Genomic DNA, 23,361 nt, shown 5'->3' with positions numbered 1-23,361 from the left:
AGCCGGCGGAAGCGGGTGCCGAAGGGTCAGCAGGGGCGGATGCGCGCGGCCTTGAGGGCGGTGCGCAGCAGGACCTCTGCTCCGAGGACCAGGTCGGCGGGGGCGGTGTCTTCATGCGGGACATGGCTGACGCCTCCGATGCTCGGGACGAAGATCATGGCTACGGGCGTGACGTCGGCGACGACCTGCGCGTCGTGGCCGGCGCCGCTGGGCATCGCCCGGTGGGGCACGCCCAGTTCGGCACAGTTCTCCTCGATCAGGCCGCGCAGTTCCGCGCTGGTGGACACGGGCCCGGAGTGTGTACGGGCGACGACCTCGATCTCGGTGCCGGTCCCTCCGGCGACCGCCTCCAGCTCCTTCAGGAGGGCGGTCTCGGCCCCGTGCATCCTGGCGGCGACCGTGTCCCGCAGGTCGATGCTCAGCCGCACCGTGTCGGCGATGGTGTTCGGCGAGTTGGGGTGGATGTCGAGCCTGCCGACCGTGGCGACACGGCACAGGTCCCGGGTGTACGCGATGGATTCGACGGCCGAGACCACGCGGGCCGCGGCCGCGAGCGCGTCGCGTCGCCCCGCCATCGGGGTGGTGCCCGCGTGACCTGCCGTGCCGCGGATCTCGACGGTCAGGACGGTGCGGCCGGTGATGCCGTCGACGACGCCGATGCGGTCACCGCTGCGCTCGAGCACCGGTCCCTGCTCGATGTGGATCTCCAGATACGCGGCCACCGACTCGGGCAGCCACACCGCGCTGCCCAGTGCGTCCAGGTCGCCGCCGGCCAGCGCCAGCGGTCCGCGCAGCGAACCGCCTTCGTGGTCGAGGGGCTCCCTGGGCAGGTCGGCGAGCCGGCCCGCCAGGACGGACGACCCGAAGAAGGGCTGCGGGAAGAGCGCGCCCTCCTCGTTGGTGAAGGCGACGGCCATCGGCTCGTACCGGCCGCGGCCGCCCGACTCGGCGCACGCCTGCACGACCTCGAGGGCGGCCAGCACTCCATAGGCGCCGTCGAGCCGGCCGCCGCCCACGACGGTGTCCAGGTGGGAGCCCATCAGCAGGGCGGGCCGGTCGGCGCTGGTCGCCGCGGGCCGGGAGCGGATGATGATGTTTCCCGCCGCGTCCACCGACGAGGTGAGTCCCGCGGCGCGGGCCTCCTCGACGACGTACGCGCGGGCCTCCCGGTCCGCGGGGCTGAAGCCCTCGCGGGTGATGCCCCCTGTGGCCGGCGAGCGGCCGATGTTCCCGAGTTCTTCGACCCGGCGCAGCAGGCGGCCACCGTCGACGGCCGGCGGGGCTGTCCGGTGATGGGCCACTGATTGACTCATGGTTCCTCCAGGACCAGTCAGTCGGAAATGAGGACAGGGCTCAGAGGTGGCGGCCCCACCACTCGAGAATCGCCTCGAACCTGGCCACCCGGTGGCTCGGCAGACCGGAGCGCGACATGTCGTGCCCCTCGCCCGGGAAGAGCAGCAACTCCACGGGCACGCCGCGGGTCTTGAGCGCCACGAACATCCGCTGCGCCTGCTCCGTCGGGCAGTGCCGGTCCTCCTCGGACTGGATCAGGAGCATCGGGATGCGCATCGAGTCCGCGTACGTCAGCGGGCTCTTCTCGGCCCAGCGGGACTGGTCGGATCCGTAGAGCGCGATGGCGACATTGACGCCGTCGTCGCTCGATGCCGCGTAGCTGTCCACGGCGTACAGGCCGCGCTCGCCGATCGCCGCACGGAACCGGTCGCCGTGGTGAGCCGACATCCAGGCGGACATGTAGCCGCCGAACGAACCGCCCATCACCCCGACCCTGTCCGCGTCCAGGTCCGGCGCCTCGAGGGCCTTGTCGAGCAGGGCCAGCAGGTCCGGAGCCGACTTGCGCGGCAGGTCGTCGGCCACGTACATGCCGTGCGCCTGTCCGTAGCCGGAGCAGCCGCGCGGGTTGCCGAGGACCACCGCGTAGCCGGCACTCGCGTACACCTGCGCCTCGTCGAAGGCGGCGGGCCCGTTCAGCGTGTATCCGAACTGGGTGTACGGGCCGCCCTTGATCTGGAGCAGCACCGGGTGCGGGCCTTCGCCGGGCGGGCGCACGATCCAGCCCTGCAGTTCGTAGCCGTCGGGCGCGGTGGCGATGAACTCCTCCATCGGCAGCACGTCGGTCTGCTCGACGAGTGTCCGGCCGAAACCGGTCAGTTCGTGCTCCTCGCCGGCCCGCAGGCCGACGAGGTCGCCGGCGCTGGTGGCACTGGAGACGACCGCCGCGACCGTGAGGCCGTCCGCACCGTCCACGGCCGCGTACGCGTTGACCTGCCGGGCGCCCGTAATGAGGGGCTTCGGCTCGCCGCCGTCGTAGGGCACGAGGACCAGGTGGACCTCGCCGCGGTGGTCGGCGGCGAACAGCACGCCGTCGGCGACGGGGTGGATCATCTGGCTCGCGAAGCTGAGGTGGTAGTTCTCGTCGGTGAGCCGGCGAGCGGCCGCCGAACCGTCGAGCGGCGCGGACCACAGGCCGTAACTCGCGGTCGCGAAGGCGTTGTTGTTCTCGTCGAGCGGCTCGGCGGCAAAGACCACCGTGGTGCCGTCCGGGGAGAAGCGGGGGCAGCCGAGGATCATCCCGCCGTCGGTGAGCGGGCGCAGGCCGGTGCCGTCGGGAGCGCACAGCCACAGGTCGTTGCGCAGGTCGTCGCCGGCCTCGGCATGACGGGCCGCGGTGAACGCAAGCAGCTTGCCGTCGGGGCTCCACGCGACGTCCGAGTGGTCGTGGGCTCCCTCGGTGACCCGCGTCGTGGCGGCCATCGGATCGCCGGCGAACGGGTCGGTCACGAAGACGTGCCGGGGGCGGTCGACGGTGTAGCCGAACCCGTCGGCCAGGTAGCGGAGTTTGGTGATGCGGCGCGGGGCCTCGCTCTCAGGGGCGCCGCGGTAGCGGCCGGGCTCGGGCACGCGCGCCGTGTAGGCGAGGAGCCTGGAGTCCGGGCTCCACACGGGCTGTCCCGCCCCGATCGGGTGGCCGGTGACCACACGGGCCTCGCCGCCGTCCATGGGCAGCAGATGCAGCTGGCCGGGGCCGCCCGGAACCGGCCGCAGGAACGCCAGATGGCGGCCGTCGGGAGAGAAGGCGGGAGCCGCGTCGTGCGGGCCGCGGGTCAGCAGCCGGGCCGGCGTACTGCCGTCGGTCTCGGCCAGCCACAGCTCGGAGACGTATCCCTCGGCGGCAAGGTCGGACCGGGTGACGGTGACGGCGGCGAACCGGCCGTCGCCCGACAACGTGGGCCGTCCGAGGACGGGCAGAAGGTCAATGTCCGTAGGCTTCATGCAACGAAACTATTTCCGCCGCATTGCCTCGGTCAACGCCCTTCAAATTGAACGAAAATGACGCCAGGAATCCTCCTGACGTCACGGCAAAATAATACGAGGGTGCCTCGGGAGGCACCCTCGGTATACCTGTTATGTTGCGGCGGAGGGGCGGCCTGCGATGACCCCGCCCCTCCGGCCGCAGCAGGTAATTACTGGATGTTGACGTAGTACGACGTCGCCAGCAGCTCGGCAGAGGTCTCGATGAACTCGATGTCGTCGAACTCCACGGTGTTCTCCATGATGCTCACTCCTCTTATTCGATTTCCGCCGCTGTGTTCCGGCGGTGATGAAATATTCCCGCGAGGAGGCCTCATCCGTCAATGAGCGAAAAGCTGAACAAGGCGCGCGACATGGAAAGTTGAGCACTTTCTGAATTCCTTCAGGAGTCGGTCCGCTGCCAGCCCGAGTCGCCGTCCGTCGTCGCGCCGGCCGCGGAAACAGAGAAGGAGGCCGTGCCGGACGTCGCGGGGGCGCTCGTGACGACGCCCGTGACGAGGGCCGCGACGATGAGTACGCCAGCCGCGATCATGCCCGGTATCGTTTTCCCGACCGTCATGTCTCTCTCCCCTGTGTTCGGTTCGTTCCGACGGGAGAGATGCTGCCGCGCCGCGGGATCGGCCGACAGGGGAACGCGGCTGGTCAAACCGTCCATGGCCTACTTGGGCCACGTGCTCAACTGCGGACGTGCCCAGTTGGACAAAGAAAAATCCCGGGAGCGCTCGCTCCCGGGACATCTCCTTCCGACCGGTGGTCTCACCCGGCCGTCGCCAGCCGCCGCTCGACCGCTCCGGCCTCGTCGAGCCGCCGCTGGCCGCGGTACAGATCGAGCGCCCCGGCCCACGCCCGGCGGGCCTCGTCGAACCGTCCGACCGCCGCACAGCTGTCGCCGATGCGGTCCAGGGCCCCCGCCTCCTGGTACGTGTTGCCGAGCTCCCGGCACAGGTCGAGCGCCGCCCGATAGCTGACCAGAGCCTCGTCGTGCCGACCGCCCCGTTGCGCGAGCAGTCCGAGGCTGTCGAGCGCCGCCGCCTCGCCTCCGCGGTAGCGGTACTCGCGGGCGATGCCGAGGGCGCGGGCGCAGTACTGCTCGGCCTGCACGAGGTCGCCGAGCCGCGTGTGGTACCAACCCGCCGCGTTCAGCGCGTCGGACTCGGCGCTCCACTCGCCCGCACGCCGGAACAGCCCGGCCGCGCACACCGCGTGACCGAGCGCCTGTGCGTCCCTTCCGGCCATCTCCTCGACCCAGGCGAGGATGTAGTACGCATGGGCCTGCGGTCCGGGCTCGCCGTGGCGCTCCGCGATCCGCACCGCACGGCCCAGTTGGGTGACGGCCCGGGAGTGCAGGCCGGCTCGGCTTGCCGCCTGCCCCGCGTACCGGTGCGCGGTGATCTGGGCCTCCGGGTCGGCCAGCGTGTGGGCGGCGCGCACCGCGTCCGCCCACTGGGCCAGTTGCTCACCGGTGCGACCGCGCCGCACGTAGTGCCCGTTGAGGCAGTTCGCGAGCTGGAACACCACCAGGTGCCTGCCGGTGTCCGCGGCGAGTTCGCGGACGGCGATCAGGGTGTCGTGCTCGGCGTCCAGCCACTTCAGCGCCGCTTCCCTGGAGGCCGGTTCCTCGGGCACACAGCCCGGGCCCGTCGGCGCGAGGGGCAGCGCGCGGTGGTGCGGGGCGATGAGCAGGTCCGCCCGGTGGGCGCTGTGCAGGTAGTGGTCGATCAGGCGGCGCCGCGCCACGCCCTCGCCGCAGCGGGCGACGGCCCGGCGTGCGGCTCCCGGCCGGGCGCGGAAGCGGCCCGGAGCGGTCCGTTCGCACAGTCCGTCGGCCACGAAGCGGTCCAGGAGCACGGCCGCACGGCCCGCGTCGAGGGCCAGCAGCGAGGCGGCCGCGGGCACGGCGATGTCCGGGCCCGGCACGAGTTGCAGCAGTTGGAACGCGTGGTGATAGGCGTGGTCGGCGGGCTCGTACGCGGACAAGGGCCCGTCGTCGGCCCTGGCGCTGCCCCGGGACAGCTGCTTCCGCGCGGAGACGGTCGTGTGTGTGGCGGCCATGGTGTGGCTCCTCGTCGGCCGACGGCCCTGCCGGGTCACAGCAGCGTGAACCGGGCTTCGGGTCGGATGGACATGGGGTCGTTCTCGGTGACGCCGAAGGCCTCGTAGAAAGCCGGGACATGGCCGAGCGCTCCGTTGCAGCGGAACTGCGGCGGGGCATGCCGGTCGTTCGCCAGGCGCTCCCGCATCCGCCCCGGGGTGCGCTTGGCCCGCCACATCGTGGCCCACAGGACGAAGAACCTCCGCGTCTCGGCGACCCGTTCGGCGTCGGTCGGGCCGGTCGATTCCAGGTGGGCGGCGAACGCGCTGTGGGCGACGGCGAGTCCGGTGATGTCGGCGATGTTCTCGCCCAGCGTCCTGGCACCGCTGACGCTCTGCCCGTCCGGGCCGTCCGGGCCGTCGGGGACGTAGCCGTCGTACTGGTCCACGAGCAGCGCGGTCCGGCGCGTGTACTCGGCGCGGTCCGCCTCGGTCCACCACTCGCGCAGCCGGCCGTCGGCGTCGTGGCGCGAGCCGCGGCTGTCGAAGGCGTGGGACATCTCGTGGCAGACGATGGAGCCGAGCAGGGCGAAGTTCCGTGTCATGTCGCCGCCCGCGTCGAACAGGGGCGCCTGCAGCAGGGCGGCGGGAACGACCACCTGGTTCAGCCCGTGCCGGTAGTAGGCGGTGACCGCCTGCGGCGGGACCTTCCACTCCGAGCGGTCGACCGGCCCCGCCAGCCTGCGCAGCTGGCGGTCGAAGCGCCGGGTGCGGCCGCGCCGGACGTTGCCCGGCAGATCGGCGGGGTCGGTGCGCAGTGCGCCGTACGCTGCGGCGTCCCGCGGGTGGCCCAGCTCGAAGTGCATGGCGTCGAGCTTGGCGAGCGCCGCCGCCCGGGTGCTCTCGGCCATCCACCCTGCCTGTTCGAGGCGGCCTCGGTAGGCCTGCACGAGCGCGGCCACCAGATCCTCCGCGGCCTTGCGGGTGCCGGGCGCGAGGTGCTCCTTGAGGTAGCGCTCCCCCACCTCGTCGCCGAGGACGGTCTGCACGAAGGAGGTCGCCCGCATCCACCGGGGCCTCGGCTGCCGCGACCCGGTCAGCACCTGGCCGTAGAAGCGGAAGTTCTCGGCGAACGTCGCGGCGGGTCCGAACGGCGCCTCTTCGTGCACCCGCAGCCAGACCAGCCAGAGCTTCAGGTCCTCGAGGTCCGTGGCCGTCCACCACTGGTCGAGCGCGGTGCGGAAGGGTCCGGGGCGAATCTGCACGGGCGCGCCGGCCGGGATGCCGCCGAGACCTTCCAGCCAGGCGCCCCACGGGAACGAGCCGCTCCCGGCAGCGAGTTCGGCCGCGGTGCAGGTCTGTGCCCTGGCCCTGATGCGGCCCGAGGCGTCCGGCGGGGTGTGGGCGGCGGCGAGCGCGCTCTCCACACGCAGGGCGGCATCCGCCGCGTGCCGGGGGTCCGGCTGCCCGGCGAGCTCCATCATGCGCCGCACATGCTCGGCGTACTGCTCGCGCAGCGGCCCCGCGGAGGGGTCCAGATAGGGGGCCACGCCGCCGGGCAGGGCCAGTCCCGACTGGGTGAGGGTGAGCAGATAACCGCGGGTGCCCGCGGTGTCGGTGGCGACGGTCGCCTCGACGGGACCGCCGACTCCTTCGCGCTGAAGAGCGCCCATCAGCCGGGCCAGCTCCGTCCGGGTGGTGACCGCCCGGACGGTGTCGAGCACCGCGGTGAGATCGGCGGGGCCGCGTTCCTCGATGCCGGCCTCGTCCATGAAGCTGGCGTAGAGATCGGCGATCTGCTGTCCCGGGGTACTGCTGCGGATCACGGCGACGACGTCGTCCTGCACCTTCTCGGCCAGGAGGGACAGCATGGTGGCCTCGGCCCGGTGCCCGGGCAGCTCGAAGGCGTCCGACCACCGGCCGTTGACGTGGGCGTAGAAGTCGTCCTGCGGCCTGGTCGCCGGGTCCGTCTCGACGTCGTGCGCCGTGATCCCGCCGCTCATCGCGATGCGGCCCGGCTCAGGTCGGCCGCTGTGTCCGCGGCCGGTTCCGGGGTGGCCTCGGCGGCCGGGGCCGTGTTGGCCTCCGGGGCGCTGTCGCTCGCCGGGGCGCTGTCGGCCTCCGGCACGGCGTCGTCGGCGGCCCGCAGCACGCCCCGGTGGAAGGCGAGCACGGCCAGCAGCGCACAGGCGCCCGCCAGCAGGAAGGCGTACCGCGGCTCCATGAAGCCGAGGACCACGCCGCCCATCAGATAGCCCACGGCGGGGCCGGTGTTGGACACCGCGCCGAGCGCGGCGAACGCCCTGCCGCGGTGGCTGTCGGGCACCCGCAGGTTGATGACGATGTGGGTGACCGTGGCCTGAGCGCCGTTGCCGAACCCGCCGATCACGTAGAACGGCACGATCCACCAGGCGCCAGGGGCAAGACCCGCGCCCACGATGCCCACCGCGATGCACAGGAACGACCCGATGAGGATCGTCTCGTGGCTGAACCGCTTGATCCGGCGCACCAGGAGCGCACCGGGCACGAGGCCCGCCATCCACGAGGACATGACCAGGCCGTACGTCTCCTCCGACGCGTGGAAGGTGTCCCGCACGTAGAAGACGATCAGGACGTTGATGATGCTCGCGGCGGCCATCACCACACCGCTGATCACCAGTACGGAGCGCAGGAAGCGGTCGGTCGACACGCGGTAGGCGGGACCCGCGGCCTTCTCGGCACCGGCGCCGGCCTTCTTCGCGGGGTCCTTCTTGTGCAGCCGGGTACGGATCGTCAGGGCGCCGAGCACGACGATCCCGAAGGTCGCCGCGTCGATCAGGAGCGAGACGTTGACGCCGAAGTGGGCGGTGAGGAAGCCCGCGATGCCGGGGGCGACGACCATGCCGGTCATGGCGGTGGTCTGTGAGATCCCCGAGGCCCGCGGGACGTTCTCCTTGCCGACCATCGCCCCGGGCAGCCCGGCGAAGACCGGGTGGGTGAAGGCGAGACCGGTGGAGAGCAGGACGGCCAGGACGATCAGCAGGATCGGCGATGTCGTCTGCGTCATCGCCAGACAGACGAGGATCTGCGCCGAGGCGACCGTGACGATCAGCCTGCGGCTGTCGAACCGGTCGGCGAACGCTCCCGTGACGGGTGCGAGCAGGGCGGGCGGCAGGACGGCCGCGAGCAGCATCGCCATGACCGCGTACGATCCGGCGCCGTTCGCCTGGAGCAGCAGGGTCAGGGCGGTGGCGGCCGCGATGTCACCGGCGAAGGAGAGTCCTCGCATTCCGGCGAGGACGTAGACGTCCCGCCAGGCCGGCGCGGCCTCGGCAGCACTCGTGGGCGTCACGGGCCCCTGTGTGGTGTCGGCCATGGTGATGGTTCAGCTCCTCATGTGGTCTGCGGTTTCCAGCACCCCGAGACGGGTCAGCCCCTGGGCTGCGTGCACGGACCGGGCCTCGGAGACGCCCGGGAAGAAGTGGGCCGCCGGGACCACGCCGCCGTTCTCCAGAGAGCGCAGCACGTCGGCGACGGCGTCCGGGACGGCGAGCCGGTGGCCGTTGACGAGCAGTCCGCTCTTCGTGCCGTCGCTCGGTCCGATCTCGACCGGCACGGGGCTGCGGCGCAGCCGGGTGCCGGGAGCGAGCACGTCCGCGGACGCGAGCCGTTCGAACTCGCGCGACCGGCCGGCGCCGGCACGGTGGCGGCCGTCCGCGAGGAGCCGCCCGGCCTCTGCCTGCGCATCGGTTTTCTCGAGCCGGTCGGCGAGCCGGCGCAGCATCCCGCCGAGAGTGGCACCGCCGTCGGCCGCGCCGTCATCGGTCGCGCCGTCCTCGGTCGCACCGTCATCGGTCGCGCCACCGCCGAGGTGCGGGAATCCGTCGAACTCCGGGCCCTGGACCAGGTGCTCCACCGTCTCGCGTACGAGGTCGCGCCAGCGCCGGGGCTCGACGGTGACCGACAGGTGCAGGGACACCTCGGCCTTCGCGGCGGCGGCGTGCGGTGTCCCGTAGGGCAGGTACAGGACATCGCCCGGGCGCAGCGTCGTCTCGATGACGGGCGCGCCGAGGTCCTCGGGCGAGTAGGAGGCCTTGTCGGCACGGCGGTCGCCGGGCGGCTCCCAGATCCGCCAGTCCTTGGTGCCCTCGATCTGGATGACGTAGACGTCGACCGGGTCGTGGTGCGGGGCGTAGCCGTCCTTGCCCGCGGGGGTGAGGAAGGCGACCACCTCGCTGGGGCACGCGAACGTCTGCGCGAAGACGTTCACCAGGTGCCGGGCGGACGGCAGGAAGTGGTTGAGGGCGTTCCAGGTGATGGTGCCGCCGGACCGGAACAGTTCGTAGACCTGTTCCGGAATGACGGCGTCGGTGAGCGCGGCGCCTCGGTCGGCCACGGTGCGGGTGTACGCCTTGGCGGGTACACCGCGGCCGTCCTTGGCGACGCGCAGATAGGAGGGTGACACGGCTTCCATGGCGACGATGTCGTCGAGTTGCCGCACCGAAACGAGGCTCCGGGTGCTGCCTTCGAGCGCACCCCTGCGCAGCAGCGGCTTCTTGTTGAAGTGCTCCGAGAAGAAGACTCCGGCGTCGCCGACGAGGTCCTCGAAGCCGTGGGTGGTCGTGGAGGTGTCCACGCTCTTCGCCTCCAGCAGACGTGACGTTGGCATCCGTTGCTCCCGTTGCTCCCGTTGTTCTCGTTCCGGTGCTTCCGCGCCGCGGTCAGCGCGCCCCTGCGACCTCGAGTACGCCGAGCCGGGTCAGGCCCTGGGCGGCCTTCGTCGCCCGCTCCGCCGGGGCTCCCGGGAAGATCTCGCCGGCGGGGATCGACTCACCGTCGTCGAGGTCCGCGAGGCGCTCGGCCACCGGGGCCGGCACGGCGATCTTGTGGCCGTTGACGGTCATCTGGGTGCGGCCGCCCTCGTTCGCGCCGAACTCCACGGCCGCTCCGGTACGACGCAGCAGGGCGTCCGGGGTGAGCCCGTCCGTCTCGGCGATGGTCTGGAACGTGGTGCCGTGGGAGCTGCCCGGCATGTGGCGGCCCAGGTCGGCGAGCCGGTCCAGCTCGTGGCCTGCCTCGAGCGACTCCATGCGGGCCGCGAGCGAGGTGACCTTCTGCCGGAACATCGACTCCACGCCGGAGCCCCGCAGGTCCCCGATGTGCGGGTACTCGTTGAACTCGGGGTCGTCGGCGACCTGTTCGAAGGTCTCCCGCAGCAGGTCCTTCCACATGCGGGGGCGCATCATGATCGACAGGTGCAGCGACACCTTGTCCTCGGCGGCGGCCGCGTGCGGCGTGTTGTACGGCAGGTAGAGGACGTCGCCGGGCTCCAGGAGGACCTCGATGGCCGGCTCGCCGAGCTGCTCGTCGGTGTAGGAGGCGTTGTCGCCCAGGCGCTCGGCCGGCGGGTTCCACAGCTTCCACCGCTTGGTGCCCTCGAGCTGCACGATGAAGAGGTCGACCGGATCGTGGTGCGGCAGGTAACCCCGCTTCTTGGTGGGGGTCATGAAGCCGACGACATCGGTCCTGACGGCCATCTTGTCGCTGATCATCCGGGTGAAGTCACGGAGTTCAGGGACTATCTGGTTGAGCGAGCACCAGGTGACGGTGGCCCCGGCGCGGAAGAGCTCGTAGATCTTCTCCGGCACGACCGTGTCGGTGATGTTGACGCCCTGGACCACGACGCTGCGCGTGTATCCCTTCTCGGGGACACCGGAGCCGTTGTGGTTCACCTTGATGTAAGGCGGACGGACCACTTCGAGGTGAAGCAGTTCGTCGAGCTTGCGGATGGAGAGGATGTCGCGCACATCCCCCGGCATGCTCGCCTTCCGCAGCATCGGTTTCTTGTTGAAGTACTCGGCAAAGAAGACCTTTTCGTCCCCCACCAGATCTTCGAACTTATAGTTGTTCATCTTCATTCCTTCCGGTGCGCGTCGGCGTGGGACGAACAATGCCTCGATGACGTGACACTGACGTCAGCCCGCTTATGTTGCGGCGGAGGGGCGGCGGACGACGCATACCGCCCCTCCGGCCGCAGCAGGGAATTACTGGATGTTGACGTAGTACGACGTCGCCAGCAGTTCGGCAGAGGTCTCGATGAACTCGATGTCGTCGAACTCCACGGTGTTCTCCATGTTGCTCACTCCTCTTTTTTCTTGGTTTTCCGCCTCTGTGTTTCGGCGGTGATGAGATATTCGCCCGCCGGGGCTTTCCGCGTCAATCGACGAAAACCTGAACAGGGCCGCGGCACGAGCGAGTTGAACATTTCGCCGAACAGTTCCGCGGGTGCGCACACGAAAAACGCGTTCAACCGCGGACGTACGCAGTTGAACGCGATGCGGGGCAGCCGGTACGACCGTCCCCCGAGTCCCCAGAGGGGCTCAGGCCAGGATCGCCGCCAGCCGGCGTACGGCCTCGGTCAGGACGGCGGGAGACAACGTGTACGGAATGCGCAGCCGGTCCTCGTAGAGCCCCGGTTCGGCGCCGAATCGTGCCCCCGCCCCGATGCGCACCCCTTGGGCGAGGGCGCGTTCGGCGAGAGCGGAGGCGATGGGCTGCCCCAGGTCCGCCCACAGCGACAGACCGCCGGGCGGCAGCCTCCAGGACCAGTGCGGCAGATGGCGCTCAAGGGCGTCGACGAGGGCCCGGCGCCGGTGTCGTACCTGATCGACGCGTTCGGCGAGCCAATCGTCCCCTCGCTCGATGAGCGAGAGGGCGAGCAGCTGGTCGAGGACGGAGCCCGATACGTCCACCGTCGCCCGCACCTCGGCCAGTTCGGCGACGAGACTCGGTGAGGCGCGCAGCCAGCCGACGCGCAGCCCGCCCCAGTAGCACTTGCTGAGCGAGCCCACGGAGATGACGTGGTCGGCCCCCGCGCCGTACGTGGCGAACGGCGGTGGTGGCCCCGTGTCCAGAGCCACGTCGGCGAGCGTCTCGTCGACCACCAGCCAGGTACCGGTCCGCCGCGTGGCGCCGAGCACGTCGGCACACTGGTCCGGCGGCATCAGACTGCCGGTGGGGTTGTGAAAGGCCGGGATCAGGTACGCGAGGCGCGGCACGGTCGCGCGCATCGCGGAGGCGAGCACTTCGCCGTCCCAGCCATCCTCGGTGACCGGGACCGGGACGGGGCGCAGTTGGGCACGCCGGATCGCGTCGAGTGCGTTCGGGTACGACGGGGTCTCCACGAGCACCCGGTCGCCCGGGCCGCACAGCAGCGCCAAGGTGAGGCTCAGTGCCTGTTGCGCCCCCGCGGTGACAAGGATCTGCTCCCGGTCCGTGGGCAGACCGCGCGCCGTGTAGCGGGCGGCGACGGCGGTGCGCAGCTCGGGCAGCCCGTAGGGGTGATAGCCGGGGGTGCGGGCGCGATGCGGCAGGCGAAGCGCCGCGTCGGCGAGGTCCGCGGCGAGCACGTCCGGGGCCATCGGCAGCGCGGCCGTGACGAGGTCGACGACGCTCTCCGGCGGCGGCAGCAGCGTGGGGCGGGAGGACCGCGGGAGTGGTGGGTGTGATGGGTGTGGCAGGGAGGGCGGGGACGTCGGGGGCGGTGCGGCGAACGCCCCCGACGACCTTGAGGCCCCCGACACCCCCGGCGCTCCCGCGGGAAACGAACTTTCGGGAAGCACGGTCCAGGTGCCCGACCCGCGTCGGCTGCGGGCGTACCCGCTCTTGCGCAGCAGTTCGTAGGCGGCGCTGACGGTCGTACGGCTCAGCGCGAGTGCGGGGGCCAGCTCCCGTTCCGCGGGCAGCCGCGCGTCGACGGCGATCCTGCCGTCGAGGATGAGCGCGCGGACGCCGGCCGCGAGGTGCCGGTAGGCGGGACGCCCGGCGGCCATGTCCGCCAGCAGGTCCCCGAGCCGCCCGGCCGGGATCACCGCGCCCCGCGCCTGTTGCGTCTGCCCCGCCACCGCGGCGCCCTCCGGCTTCGTCACGCGGGTCAATCTACCGATCCCGCCAATTCGGCGACGCGATACGGAAGTTGAACACCGACCCCGTGCGTACCTGTGCGTACGGGCAGGGAGCCGGAAACAGAACGGCCCCGCCGCCGGTGGAAGGGTTACCGGGGGTGGGGCCGTGGCCTGTGCGGCGGGCGGTTACGCCGTCGGCTCCTCGCCGACGGCGATCTTCGCGTAGTTCGCCAGAGAGCGGTTGTAGCGCGGCAGGTGCTTGGAGAGCGCGCCCAGGGCCAGCGCCGCTGCTTCCCGCTCACGCCCGACGTCGATCAGGGCGAGCGCCAGGAAGGCGGTGACCGCGTCGTCGAGCTTGTCGGAGCCGTTCTCCCGCTCCGCGGTGAGCAGTTCGACGCTCGTCTCCGCGTCACCGAGCGCGCGCATCGTGCTCGACATCTGGATCACGGCTCGCCGCCTGCGCTCTCCGGTAAGCCCGGCCTCCAGCGCCTTCCGGTAGAGCGGTACGGCCGCCTCGCCCTCGCCGGTGGAGTCGTTCGCCGAAGCACGCTCGAAGTACCCGACCGGGTGCCCCTCGGGGAGCTCATCGGCCAGCGCTCCGATCTTCGCGCGGAAGTCAGCTGCGTCGAACTCGCCGATGGCGGCCCACAGGTCCGTGGAGCGCTGCTCCCATTCTGGTGTTGTTGTCATCGCGACAGCTTCACAGAGAAGTGCGCTTTACACCAAGGTCGTTCAGGTGCGCACGGCCGCGCCCTGCGCATCGCCCTTTCGCGGCACCGATCTGTGCGTCAAGGCGCAGGGCCGAACCCCCGGCGATGACGTCGAGATGGCCCATCTGACACGTCGCCACCCGCATGGATGCGGCATCCCGGCGAGTTCGGGTCATGTTCACGCGTACCTCATTGACGCTTCTCCTCGGCCTCCTTAGCTTCATGGCGCACCTGTCGTCACGTCAGCTACAGCCATGGGGGTCCACATGCTCCACCGTCCGGGCCGACGTTCGTGGGGGGCGGCGGCCGTACTCGCGGTGCTCACCGCCGCCGTACCTGTGGCGACGGCGCAGGCCGCGCCGCACAGACCCGGGCCGCTCCCTCTGGAGCGGCTCTTCGACAACAGGGCGGTCAGCGACGACGCGCGGCCCGCCGACGCGGACTTCGACGGCTCGGGCGGCTCTCTCTCGGCGCGGGACCTGACGGCGGCGGGCTGGACTCCGGGCCGTTCGCTCGGCGTGGACGGGGCGAAGCTCACCTGGCCGCGCACCCGCACGGGCCAGGCGGACAACGTCCGATCCGACGGGCAGTCCGTACGCCTTCGCGGGCGCGGGGACGCCCTAGCGTTCCTGGTCGCGGGCACGGGCGGCGACGCGAGCGGCACGGGGACGGTGCGCTACCGGGACGGGTCCAGGGGGACGTACCGCCTGACGGCACCGGACTGGCGCTCGGGCCCCCTCGCCACCAAGGCGGTCGCGCTCCCGCACGTGAACACCCCCGGCGGCCAACTCGCCGAGAAGGCGCGGCTGTACGTGGTGACGGTACCGGTGGCGCGCGGGCGCGAGGTCGCCTCGGTGACCCTGCCGAAGGACCCGGGCGCCCCGGACCTGCACGTCTTCTCGCTCTCCGTGCGCCAGGCGACGAAGGGGTGGACCGGTACCTGGTCGGCATCGACGGCCGGGTACACGGCGGTGGGTCCGTGGGCCGACCGGACCGTGCGCCTCGTCGTCCACACGAGCACGGGCGGGCCGCGGGTGCGGATCCGGCTCGACAACACGTTCGCCTCGGCTCCGGTACGGATCGGAAGTGCGACGGTGGCGGTGCAGGAGTCCGGAGCGGGGGCTCGGGGCGAGCCGCGGCGGCTGTCCTTCGGCGGCAAGGGAGGCACCGAAGTCCCCGCGGGCACGCAGGCGTTCAGCGACCCGCTCGACTTCGACGTGCCCGCGGACACCAACCTCCTGGTCAGCTTCCACCTCCCGGAGATCGTGACGACCGCGCCCGTCCACAGCCAGGCCATCCAGACCTCGTACGTGAGCGGCCCCGGCGACCACGCGGCGGACGGCTCCCCGGAGGCGTACACCTCGACGATCTCCACCTGGCCGCTGCTCACCGGAGTCGACGTGAGCGGCGGGCCCGGTTCCGTAGTGCTGCTCGGCGACTCCATCACGGACGGCGTGAAGTCGACCCAGAACGCGAACCACCGCTGGCCCAACGTGCTCGCGACGCGGCTGCTCCAGCAGGACGAGGTGCCGCGCTTCGGCGTCCTCAACCAGGGGATCTCCGCGAACCGGGTGATCGCGGACCGCTACCCCGGCGACGGCGTCTCCACCGACACGGGCGGCGTGAGCGCGCTGCATCGCCTGGACCGTGATGTGTTCGCCCAGACGTCGGCCCGTACGGTCGTGCTCTTCGAGGGCGTCAACGACGTCCGCTGGGGTGCGCCGGCGGATCAGGTGACGGCCGGGATGCGGGAGATCGCCGAGCGGGCGCACGCGCGGGGCCTGCGGGTGGTGGCGGCGACGATCGCGCCCTGCCAGGGCGAGTCCCTGTGCACGGCGGCTGCGGACGCCGAGCGCGTGAAGATCAACGACTACCTGCGCGGCGGCGACGACTTCGATGCCGTCCTGGACTTCGACGCGGTCCTTCGCGACCCGGCGAATCCCTCGCGGATGCTCGCCGCGTACGACAGCGGGGACCATCTGCATCCGGGCGACGCGGGGCTCGCGGCGATCGCGGAGTCGGTGGATCTGGGGCTGCTGGAGCCGTAGCGACACGGGCTTCCCCGCGCCCCCGAGGGGGCGCGGGGAGCTGGTCAGACCTCCAGGTCCACCACGACCGGCGCGTGGTCGGACGCGCCCTTGCCCTTGCGCTCCTCGCGGTCCACGTACGAGTCCGTCACGGCCTTCGCGAACGCCTCGTTCCCGTACACCAGGTCGATGCGCATGCCGCGGTTCTTGGGGAAGCCGAGCTGGCGGTAGTCCCAGTAGGTGAACGGGTGGTCGTACTTCAGGGGGCGCGGCACGACGTCCGAGAGGCCCGCTTCCCGCAGGGCCGCGAGGGCCGCGCGCTCGGCGGGGGTCACGTGCGTGGCGCCCTCGAACAGGGCGGGGTCCCATACGTCCGCGTCGGTCGGGGCGACATTGAAGTCACCGAGGACCGCGAACGGCCGCGCGCCCGTCGCGTCGGAGGCGACCGCGGCCTTCAGGGCCTCGAACCACTGCAGCTTGTAGCCGTAGTGCGCGTGGTCCACCTCGCGGCCGTTGGGCACGTACACCGACCAGACCCGCGCGGGGCCGCAGGTCGCGGAGATCGCGCGGGGTTCCTGCACCCCTTCGTAGTCGGGGCCGCCGGGCAGGCCGATCGTCACGTCTTCGAGGCCGACCTTGGAGAGCAGCGCGACTCCGTTCCACCGGCCGGTCGCGTTCACCGCCGATTCGTAGCCCAGCTCGCGCAGCTCGTCGGCGGGGAATCCCTCGGCGGTGGTCTTGGTCTCCTGGATGCACAGCACATCCGTACCGCTGCTCTCCAGCCAGGCGAGCAGCCTCGGCAGCCGAGCGGTGATCGAGTTCACGTTCCAGGTGGCAATGCGCATGCTTCACAACCTACCGGCCGCCACTGACAGTGCCGGGGTGGCCGGTCACAGTTCGGCCGACTCCCCCGGAGTGAGCCGCAGGTGCTCGGCGCCGCCGAGGGATCCGATCTGCGAGTCGTAGATGGGGCGGGCCAGATCCGTGAGCAGCGCGTCGTGGACGTCGTAGGCGCGCTGCGGCTTGACCTCGCGGACATAGTCGATGACCTCGGAGATCTTGCTCCAGGGCGCCATCACCGGCAGCATCAGCGTCTCCACCGGCTGGTCGGGGACGGTCAGCGCGTCGCCGGGGTGGAAGACCGAACCGTCCACCAGATAGCCGACGTTGGTGATGCGCGGGATGTCCGGGTGGATCACGGCGTGCAGCTCGCCGTGCACCTGCACGTCGAACCCGGCGGCCGTGAAGGTGTCGCCGTTCCCGACGGTGTGCACCCGCCCCGGGAAGGCTGCCGAGATCTTCTCCGCGACGGAGCGCAGGGTCCAGATCTCGGCTGCCGCGTTGGCCTCCATGGCGGCGCGCAGCCGGTCCTCGTTGAAGTGGTCGGGGTGCTCGTGCGTGACCAGGATCGCGTCGGCGCCGAGCGCCGCGTCCTCCTCGGTGAAGCCGCCCGGGTCGATGACGAGCCTCTGACCGTCCCTCTCCAGGCGGACACAGGCGTGCGTCTTCTTGGTGAGCTTGATGCGCTTCGCGGCAGTCGTCATGCCCCCATCCTGCTACTCCTGGGGCGTGGTTTCCTCTCGGATCACGGCCTGGGCGACCTTGAAGGCGGAGTTCGCCGCGGGTACGCCGCAGTAGACCGCCGCCTGGAGCAGCACTTCCTTGATCTCCTGCGGAGTGAGGCCGTTGCGCAGGGCGGCGCGGGTGTGGAAGGCCAGCTCGTCGAGGTGGCCGCCCGCCACGAGCGCGGTGAGGGTCACGCAGCTGCGGGAGCGCCGGTCGAGGCCGGGCCGGTTCCAGACCTCGCCCCAGGCGTAGCGCGTGATGAGCTCCTGGAAGTCCTCGGAGAAGTCGTCGGCCGCGGCGAGCGCGCGGTCGACGTGCGCGTCGCCGAGCACCTCGCGGCGGACCTTGATCCCCGCCTCGTACGGGTCGGGGCGCCCGCCGCCCACGGCTTCGGGCTGCTCCGTGGGGCCGATCTCGGCGACGGGGAAGACAGGGATCGGCGGTGCGAGCACCGGCTTGACCGGCGGCGCGCCGATCGCCGCGTGCGTACCCGTGTCGTTCGCGAGCGGCCAGGCGGTGGAGAAGTGCCGTACGAGGAGGTCGGTGACAGCGGCGGGCTGCTCGACGGGCGCGAGGTGCGATGCGCCCGGCACCACGGCGAGGCGGGCGTCCGGTATGCCGGCGACGAGCGTACGGGCCTCGCCCTGCCCGGTGACCTGGTCCTCCGACCCGACCAGGACGAGCGTGGGCACGCCGATGCGCCCCAGCTCGGCGCGCACGTCGAAGGCGGCAAGGGCCTCGCAGGCGGCGATGTAGCAGCCGGGGTCGGTCGTACGCACCATCTGTACGGCCCAGTCGGTGATCGCGGGCTGCGCGGCGGCGAAGCCGGGCGTGAACCAGCGCTCGGGGGACGTGCGCGCGATGGGGTCGAGGCCGTTGCTGCGCACGATGACGCCGCGCTGGCGGAACTCGTCGGCGCTGCCGAAGCGCGGCGATGCGGATATCAGCGCCAGGGAGGCGACGCGCTGCGGGTGGCGCAGGGCGAGCTCGGCGCCGATCGCGCCGCCGAACGCGCAGCCCGCGTAGCCGAAGCGCTGCACGCCGACCTCGTCGAGCGTGGCCAGGAGCCGCTGGGCGAGCTCGCCGACGGAGCCGCAGGGGTGCGCGGGGGCGCCCCCGTGTCCGGGCATGTCGAAGCGGAACACGCGCCACTGCTTGATCAGCTCGGGCACCTGCCGGTCCCACATGTGCCAGGTGGTACCGAGCGAGGGCCCGAGGATCAGCACGGGTGCGTCTTCGGGGCCGTCGAAGCGGTACTGGAGGGCAGGGGTAGTCGTCTCGCTCACCGCTCTACGCTAACGGTCGGAGCTGACGCGTGAGTAAGAGGGTGCCAAAGGTCTCACCGGAAAAGCGCGCCCCGCCGCGGGTTCCGGCACCGCATGCACCCTGAACTACCGCCGCCACCAGGGGCGTTCATCTCGCACCCCGCCCCACGCCACCGACCACACACCGGAGGCGTTCTGTGGAGATCTTCCATACGAGGGTGATCATGAGCGTGATGTGATGCGCGCGAAGAGACCGCGCGCAGAACACCCCGAAGCGCGCAGAACATCTGAAAGGAACCACGCATGAGCGAGGCCCCGCCCTACATCGACGCCGAGGCGATCGCCCGGCTCGTTCCGATGTCCGCCGCCGTCGAGGCGGTGGAGGCCGTCCTGCGGACTGGTCTGGACCCGGAGGCCGAGCCTCCGCGGGGAGTCGTGGGTGTACCGGGAGGCCAACTGCTCCTGATGCCGTCCTCCACGACGGCGTACACCGGCGTGAAGATCGCCACGGTCACCCCGGAGAACGCGGCCCGCGACCTCCCCCGTATCCAGGGCGTGTACCTCCTCCTGGACGGAACGACCCACACGCCCCTGGCCCTCCTCGACGGCATCGCGCTGACGTCCCTGCGGACCCCCGCGGTGTCGGGCGCGGCGATCAACCACCTGGCGGTCCCGGAGGCCCGCCGCCTCTTGGTCTTCGGCACCGGGCCCCAGGCCTGGGGCCACGTGGAGGCGGTCCGCGCGGTGCGCCCGTCGCTGACCCACGTGGACGTGGTGGCGCGGAACCCGGAGCGGGTGGCGGCCTTCGTGGACCGGTGCCGCGATGCGGGCCTGTCGGCGGCGCCCGCGACCCCGGCGGACGTCGCCACCGCCGACGTCGTCTGCTGCTGCACCACGGCCCGCGAACCGCTCTTCGACAGCGCACTGCTGCCGCCCCACGCCACGGTCGCCGCGGTGGGGTCGCACGAGCCGGACGCACGCGAGGTCGACGAAGAACTGCTGCGCCGCGGGCTGGTGGTGGCCGAGTCCCACGAGGTGGCACTGCGCGAGTGCGGCGACATCGTGCTCGCGGTGGACGCGGGCGCCTTCGCCATGAGCCGCCTGCGCACGCTGGCCGAGCTGGTGCGGGGCGAGGTGAAGCTCGCCGAGGACCGTCCCCGCTTGTTCAAGTCGGCGGGGATGGCCTGGGAGGACCTGGGCGTGGGAGCGGCCGCCTACGAGCGGTGGGCGGGCCTCTGCTGACCTCGGCTACCCACCCTCAGACCACCGTCACGGCGTGCCGCACAACCGCATCGAACAGATACCCCTGACTGTTGTGCACCGTCGCCTCCGGCTGGGTTCGGCCGGTGCTGTCCGTGGCGCGGGCCAGGAGTGTCGTCGGGCCCCGGGACCCGGGGCGCCAGGGAATGGTCCAGCGGGTCCAAGTGGCGCGGTGCGGGGTGTCCTTGAGGCGGGCCCGGTGCCATGTCGTGCCCGCGTCCGTGCTGATGTCCACGCGGGTGATCGCGCCCGCGGCCGACCACGAGCGGCCCGTGAGGTGGTGGGTCGTGGCCGCGTCGACGCTTGCGTTCAAGGGGAGTTCGAAGGCGGACTTCAGGGTCTGGCGGGTCAGGGGGGTGCTGCCCTCCGGCGGGTAGTGCTCGCCGAACAGGCGGTAGAACTGCGTGTTCCACGGGGAGTAGAGCGGCTGCGCCGAGACTTCGATGTCGCCCACCCATTTGATCGACGCGATGCCCACCCACGCCGGGACCAGGACCCTCACCGGGTAGCCGTGGTCAGGAGGGAGCGGGGCGCCGTTCATCTCGTAGGCGAGGATGACGTCGTCGAGCGCCTTGGAGATCGGGAGCGGGCGGCGCACCCTGCCCAGGTTCGTGCCGTCGTCCGTGACGTAGTCCGCGTCCAGGCCCCTGGGCAGTACGTCCACCGCGTCGCGGGACACACCTGCCCGGCGCAGGACTTCGGAGAGGTGTACGCCGCGCCAGCGGGCGTTGCCGATCGCGCCCAGGGTCCAGGCCGTGCCCGAGGCGGGCTGACCCTGCTGGGTGGTGAAGAAACTCCTGCCGTTGCCCGCGCATTCGACGAAGGCGGTGCGCGTCACCGACGGGAGTTTCCTGAGGTCCGCGAGCGTGAACTCCCTTGCCCCGCCGCCCTTCAGGCCGTCGCCCCAGATCTTCAGGCTCCACGTCCCGGCGTCCAGGCGCGGCGTCGCCGTGTGGTTGCGCACGAAGAAGTGGGACGCGGGGGTGAGGAAGGGGGTCCCCGCGAGGGCCTCGAACTTCGTCTCCGCGTTCGTGCCCCGGATCGTGAAGCGGTCGGCGGGCAGCGGCTTCACGATTCCGGAAGCGGCCGCGGTGGTCGGTGCCGCACCAGCCTCGGTGGTCGGCGCCGCACCGGTGGCCGCCGTCGCCCGCGGTGCTCCCAGCGCCGGGAGCGCGCCCGCGGCACCCGCCGTGACCGACGCCGCGGCAAGGAGCCGCAGCATGTCCCTGCGGGCGACCCCGTCCGCGCGCGCCTCCCCCGCGAGCCACTGGGCACGCCGGCGTCTGTCGTACCCCTCTTCGGATGCCCCTTCGGACGTCTCTTTGGAGATCATGCGCGTCATCGTACGAGTCGACCGCGCGGCAACTCACCGATGAAACACGCCAGTTACGGGGTTGTCGTAGACACTACATAGACCATGGGGTGATCCCGGTTGACGCGGTTCACCACCACGTCCAGGGTCGGCGCCGGGTCCTTCTTCTGATGGGTGAGTCCCAGCCAGGGGCCCGGATCCGTGAACTGCCAGCCGACCACCTTGCGGTCGCGCTTGCTGATCGTTATGTCGTTCCTCTCCAGCTCGCCGGTGCTCGTGCCGATCTGCTTGAGGAACTTGTCCAGGCCCTTGTTGCTCGTCAGGAACTGGGCGTACAGGCGACTGGTGCGCCAGTTGTTCGTCTCGTAGTAGGCGACTTCCCTGGAGTACGGGGCGATCGGCACGTCGTAGAGGCGGCGCTGCACCTTGGAGGGCCAGCCGGCGGTGAGGCCGGTCGCGGAGTACTTGGCCTCCTTGTCGCGGCCGCTGTTGCGGCTCTGGTTCGCGGAGATCACCAGATAGCCGGCCGGTACGCCGATCAGGAGCACGATGATCGTGGCCGTCAGCCAGCGGCGGCGGATCATGTGGCGGCGGCCCTCTCGGGGGCGGCCACCCTCGTCGGCGGTATCCGGGGATTCCGGAGACTCCGGGGACGAGGGCTGGCGGGGGACGGTCATCTGTCTACTGAGTTCCCTGAGAGGTGCGGTCGTTGGTGCGGCGGGCTTCGGCGTAACGCTCGTAGCGTTCGTGGCGCTCCACCCGGCGGCGGTTCGCCCGGCGGAAGCGGCGGGCCACCAGGCGGGCCAGGTCGGCGGCGCCCACCATGCCCGCCTCGGGGCCGAGCTGGGCGCGGGCGATACGGGCCTCGGGGCGGTAGCCGCGCCCCGTCAGCTGACGGCGGAAGGCGTCGCGTGCCGGGCCGATCAGGAGGTCGTCGGCGGCCGAGACGCCGCCGCCGATGACGAAGCAGGAGGGGTCGAGGGCCGCCGCGAGGTTCGCGATGCCGACGCCCAGCCACTGGCCGATGTCCTGGAGGAGCTCGACGCACATCGCGTCGCCGTCCCGGGCCAGCTCGGTGATCAGGGGGCCGGTGATGTCGGGGATGTTGCCCTTGACCCGCTCGATGATCCCGTACGCGACCGGCGAGTCGGCCGCTGCGAGCTCGCGGGCCTCCCTGACCAGGGCGTTGCCGGAGCTGTACTGCTCCCAGCAGCCGCGGTTGCCGCACGGGCAGCGGTGGCCGCCGGGGACGACCTGCATATGGCCGAACTCCCCGGCCACCCCGAACTTGCCGCGCTTGACCTGACCGTCCTCCAGGATCGCGCCGCCGATGCCCGTACCCAGCGTGATCATGACCAGGTGGTCCTCGCCGCGGGCCGCGCCGAAGCGCCACTCCGCCCAGGCGGCGGTGTTCGCGTCGTTGTCGACGAGCACGGGGACCGCGAGGCGGCCGGAGATGCGGTCGCGGAGGGGTTCGTTGCGCCAGGAGAGGTGCGGGGCGAACAGGACGCGGTTGCGGTCCGCGTCGACCCAGCCCGCCGCGCCGATGCCCACCGCGTGCACGTCGTGCCGGTCGGAGAGGTCCAGGACCAGCTCGACGATGGTGTCCTCGACGACCTTGGGGCTCTTGGACTTGTCCGGGGTCTCCGTACGGAGGGTCTCCAGGATGTTTCCGTCGGCGTCGACGACGCCCGCCATCACCTTCGTGCCGCCGATGTCGATGCCGACGGTGGGGACGCGGGGCGCCGTCAGATGTGATCGGCGCTCACGCGTGCCCACGGTCCGCAGAACGGTGGCTCGGGCGGAGCCGCGGTGCGCGAGGTCGCGGTAGGTGCTCATTGCGGCGATTCTGCCTCACGCTCGCGGGGGCGCGCACAACGGGACTCCGGGCGCCCGGAAACCCGGGGGCGCCCCGTAGGGGCGCGGGGAACTGCGCGAGCAACCACAGAAAAGCCGCAGTCGCGTCTGCCGGGCGGC

Annotated in this window: 18 protein-coding genes; 2 read left to right on the top strand and 16 right to left on the bottom strand. The window is 71.6% G+C overall.

Features of this window, described 5'->3' with window-relative positions:
* Positions 1–26: 26 nt before the first annotated feature.
* The 10 genes from ACWFR3_RS22865 to ACWFR3_RS22820 form a co-directional block, all read right to left on the bottom strand.
* Complete coding sequence (locus ACWFR3_RS22865) at positions 27–1,313, bottom strand: hydantoinase/carbamoylase family amidase (RefSeq protein ID WP_453736451.1); 1,287 nt, start codon at positions 1,311–1,313, stop codon at positions 27–29.
* A 40-nt stretch (positions 1,314–1,353) separates the two neighbouring features.
* Positions 1,354–3,291 carry a S9 family peptidase gene (locus ACWFR3_RS22860; protein WP_453736450.1) on the bottom strand — a complete coding sequence of 646 codons (1,938 nt, stop codon included), beginning with the start codon at positions 3,289–3,291 and terminating at the stop codon, positions 1,354–1,356.
* Positions 3,292–3,712: 421 nt separating this feature from the next.
* A complete protein-coding gene (locus ACWFR3_RS22855; protein ID WP_453736449.1) occupies positions 3,713–3,862 on the bottom strand; it encodes a hypothetical protein in 150 nt (49 codons plus the stop codon).
* A 224-nt stretch (positions 3,863–4,086) separates the two neighbouring features.
* Positions 4,087–5,382: a tetratricopeptide repeat protein gene (locus tag ACWFR3_RS22850; RefSeq protein WP_453736448.1), complete on the bottom strand. Its 1,296-nt coding sequence runs from the start codon at positions 5,380–5,382 to the stop codon at positions 4,087–4,089.
* 35 nt (positions 5,383–5,417) lie between these two features.
* The gene (locus tag ACWFR3_RS22845; protein ID WP_453736447.1) at positions 5,418–7,364 is read right to left on the bottom strand and encodes a M13-type metalloendopeptidase; all 1,947 of its coding nucleotides are present in this window, start codon (positions 7,362–7,364) and stop codon (positions 5,418–5,420) included.
* Positions 7,361–8,716 (bottom strand): MFS transporter, encoded by a 1,356-nt coding sequence (locus tag ACWFR3_RS22840; protein ID WP_453736446.1) that lies wholly within the window; start codon positions 8,714–8,716, stop codon positions 7,361–7,363. The genes ACWFR3_RS22845 and ACWFR3_RS22840 overlap by 4 nt, the downstream gene beginning before the upstream one ends.
* 9 nt (positions 8,717–8,725) lie before the next feature.
* Positions 8,726–10,009, bottom strand: a complete 1,284-nt coding sequence (locus tag ACWFR3_RS22835) for a JmjC domain-containing protein (protein WP_453736445.1) — start codon at positions 10,007–10,009, stop codon at positions 8,726–8,728.
* A 52-nt stretch (positions 10,010–10,061) separates the two neighbouring features.
* Complete coding sequence (locus ACWFR3_RS22830; protein ID WP_453736444.1) at positions 10,062–11,252, bottom strand: cupin domain-containing protein; 1,191 nt, start codon at positions 11,250–11,252, stop codon at positions 10,062–10,064.
* A gap of 468 nt (positions 11,253–11,720) precedes the next feature.
* Entirely contained in the window at positions 11,721–13,268 is a 1,548-nt protein-coding gene (gene yczR / locus ACWFR3_RS22825) for a MocR-like transcription factor YczR (protein ID WP_453736443.1), read from the bottom strand.
* A gap of 162 nt (positions 13,269–13,430) precedes the next feature.
* Positions 13,431–13,934, bottom strand: a complete 504-nt coding sequence (locus tag ACWFR3_RS22820) for a tetratricopeptide repeat protein (RefSeq protein ID WP_453736442.1) — start codon at positions 13,932–13,934, stop codon at positions 13,431–13,433.
* 286 nt (positions 13,935–14,220) lie between these two features.
* Between ACWFR3_RS22820 and ACWFR3_RS22815 the strand changes: the two genes are divergently transcribed.
* Positions 14,221–16,002, top strand: coding sequence for an SGNH/GDSL hydrolase family protein (locus tag ACWFR3_RS22815; RefSeq protein ID WP_453736441.1), 1,782 nt, complete (start codon positions 14,221–14,223; stop codon positions 16,000–16,002).
* 44 nt (positions 16,003–16,046) lie between these two features.
* Here ACWFR3_RS22815 and ACWFR3_RS22810 read toward each other — a convergent pair whose 3' ends face one another.
* From ACWFR3_RS22810 to pcaDC, 3 genes are read right to left on the bottom strand one after another with little or no spacing between them, the layout of a single operon-like run.
* Positions 16,047–16,826 carry an exodeoxyribonuclease III gene (locus ACWFR3_RS22810; protein WP_453736440.1) on the bottom strand — a complete coding sequence of 260 codons (780 nt, stop codon included), beginning with the start codon at positions 16,824–16,826 and terminating at the stop codon, positions 16,047–16,049.
* Between the two features lie 45 nt (positions 16,827–16,871).
* Entirely contained in the window at positions 16,872–17,504 is a 633-nt protein-coding gene (locus ACWFR3_RS22805; RefSeq protein ID WP_453736505.1) for an MBL fold metallo-hydrolase, read from the bottom strand.
* Positions 17,505–17,537: 33 nt separating this feature from the next.
* The gene (gene pcaDC / locus ACWFR3_RS22800; protein WP_453736439.1) at positions 17,538–18,833 is read right to left on the bottom strand and encodes a bifunctional 3-oxoadipate enol-lactonase/4-carboxymuconolactone decarboxylase PcaDC; all 1,296 of its coding nucleotides are present in this window, start codon (positions 18,831–18,833) and stop codon (positions 17,538–17,540) included.
* Positions 18,834–19,115: 282 nt separating this feature from the next.
* Between pcaDC and ACWFR3_RS22795 the strand changes: the two genes are divergently transcribed.
* Positions 19,116–20,054: an ornithine cyclodeaminase family protein gene (locus ACWFR3_RS22795; protein WP_453736438.1), complete on the top strand. Its 939-nt coding sequence runs from the start codon at positions 19,116–19,118 to the stop codon at positions 20,052–20,054.
* Positions 20,055–20,070: 16 nt separating this feature from the next.
* Here ACWFR3_RS22795 and ACWFR3_RS22790 read toward each other — a convergent pair whose 3' ends face one another.
* Genes ACWFR3_RS22790 through ACWFR3_RS22780 form a run of 3 tightly spaced genes read right to left on the bottom strand, consistent with a single transcriptional unit; the run spans position 20,071 to position 23,223 of the window.
* The gene (locus ACWFR3_RS22790) at positions 20,071–21,405 is read right to left on the bottom strand and encodes a sulfite oxidase (RefSeq protein WP_453736437.1); all 1,335 of its coding nucleotides are present in this window, start codon (positions 21,403–21,405) and stop codon (positions 20,071–20,073) included.
* 53 nt (positions 21,406–21,458) lie between these two features.
* Positions 21,459–22,061 carry a sugar kinase gene (locus ACWFR3_RS22785; RefSeq protein ID WP_453736436.1) on the bottom strand — a complete coding sequence of 201 codons (603 nt, stop codon included), beginning with the start codon at positions 22,059–22,061 and terminating at the stop codon, positions 21,459–21,461.
* A gap of 4 nt (positions 22,062–22,065) precedes the next feature.
* Positions 22,066–23,223, bottom strand: coding sequence for an ROK family glucokinase (locus tag ACWFR3_RS22780; RefSeq protein ID WP_249586856.1), 1,158 nt, complete (start codon positions 23,221–23,223; stop codon positions 22,066–22,068).
* Positions 23,224–23,361: the final 138 nt, after the last annotated feature.

Source organism: Streptomyces sp. NPDC055189 (assembly GCF_053606765.1).
Note: the sequence above shows the minus strand (reverse complement) of the source record. Positions and strands in the feature narration are given on the sequence as shown.

Excerpts from the sequence above, each read along its gene's own strand:
- ACWFR3_RS22845 (WP_453736447.1), bottom strand. The coding sequence starts at position 7,364 with ATGAGCGGCGGGATCACGGCGCACGACGTCGAGACGGACCCGGCGACC.
- ACWFR3_RS22860 (WP_453736450.1), bottom strand. The coding sequence starts at position 3,291 with ATGAAGCCTACGGACATTGACCTTCTGCCCGTCCTCGGACGGCCCACG.
- ACWFR3_RS22835 (WP_453736445.1), bottom strand. The coding sequence starts at position 10,009 with ATGCCAACGTCACGTCTGCTGGAGGCGAAGAGCGTGGACACCTCCACG.
- ACWFR3_RS22830 (WP_453736444.1), bottom strand. The coding sequence starts at position 11,252 with ATGAACAACTATAAGTTCGAAGATCTGGTGGGGGACGAAAAGGTCTTC.
- ACWFR3_RS22865 (WP_453736451.1), bottom strand. The coding sequence starts at position 1,313 with ATGAGTCAATCAGTGGCCCATCACCGGACAGCCCCGCCGGCCGTCGAC.
- ACWFR3_RS22850 (WP_453736448.1), bottom strand. The coding sequence starts at position 5,382 with ATGGCCGCCACACACACGACCGTCTCCGCGCGGAAGCAGCTGTCCCGG.
- ACWFR3_RS22785 (WP_453736436.1), bottom strand. The coding sequence starts at position 22,061 with ATGACCGTCCCCCGCCAGCCCTCGTCCCCGGAGTCTCCGGAATCCCCG.
- ACWFR3_RS22790 (WP_453736437.1), bottom strand. The coding sequence starts at position 21,405 with ATGATCTCCAAAGAGACGTCCGAAGGGGCATCCGAAGAGGGGTACGAC.
- ACWFR3_RS22815 (WP_453736441.1), top strand. The coding sequence starts at position 14,221 with ATGCTCCACCGTCCGGGCCGACGTTCGTGGGGGGCGGCGGCCGTACTC.
- ACWFR3_RS22795 (WP_453736438.1), top strand. The coding sequence starts at position 19,116 with ATGAGCGAGGCCCCGCCCTACATCGACGCCGAGGCGATCGCCCGGCTC.
- ACWFR3_RS22820 (WP_453736442.1), bottom strand. The coding sequence starts at position 13,934 with ATGACAACAACACCAGAATGGGAGCAGCGCTCCACGGACCTGTGGGCC.
- ACWFR3_RS22780 (WP_249586856.1), bottom strand. The coding sequence starts at position 23,223 with ATGAGCACCTACCGCGACCTCGCGCACCGCGGCTCCGCCCGAGCCACC.
- ACWFR3_RS22855 (WP_453736449.1), bottom strand. The coding sequence starts at position 3,862 with ATGATCGCGGCTGGCGTACTCATCGTCGCGGCCCTCGTCACGGGCGTC.
- ACWFR3_RS22840 (WP_453736446.1), bottom strand. The coding sequence starts at position 8,716 with ATGGCCGACACCACACAGGGGCCCGTGACGCCCACGAGTGCTGCCGAG.
- ACWFR3_RS22810 (WP_453736440.1), bottom strand. The coding sequence starts at position 16,826 with ATGCGCATTGCCACCTGGAACGTGAACTCGATCACCGCTCGGCTGCCG.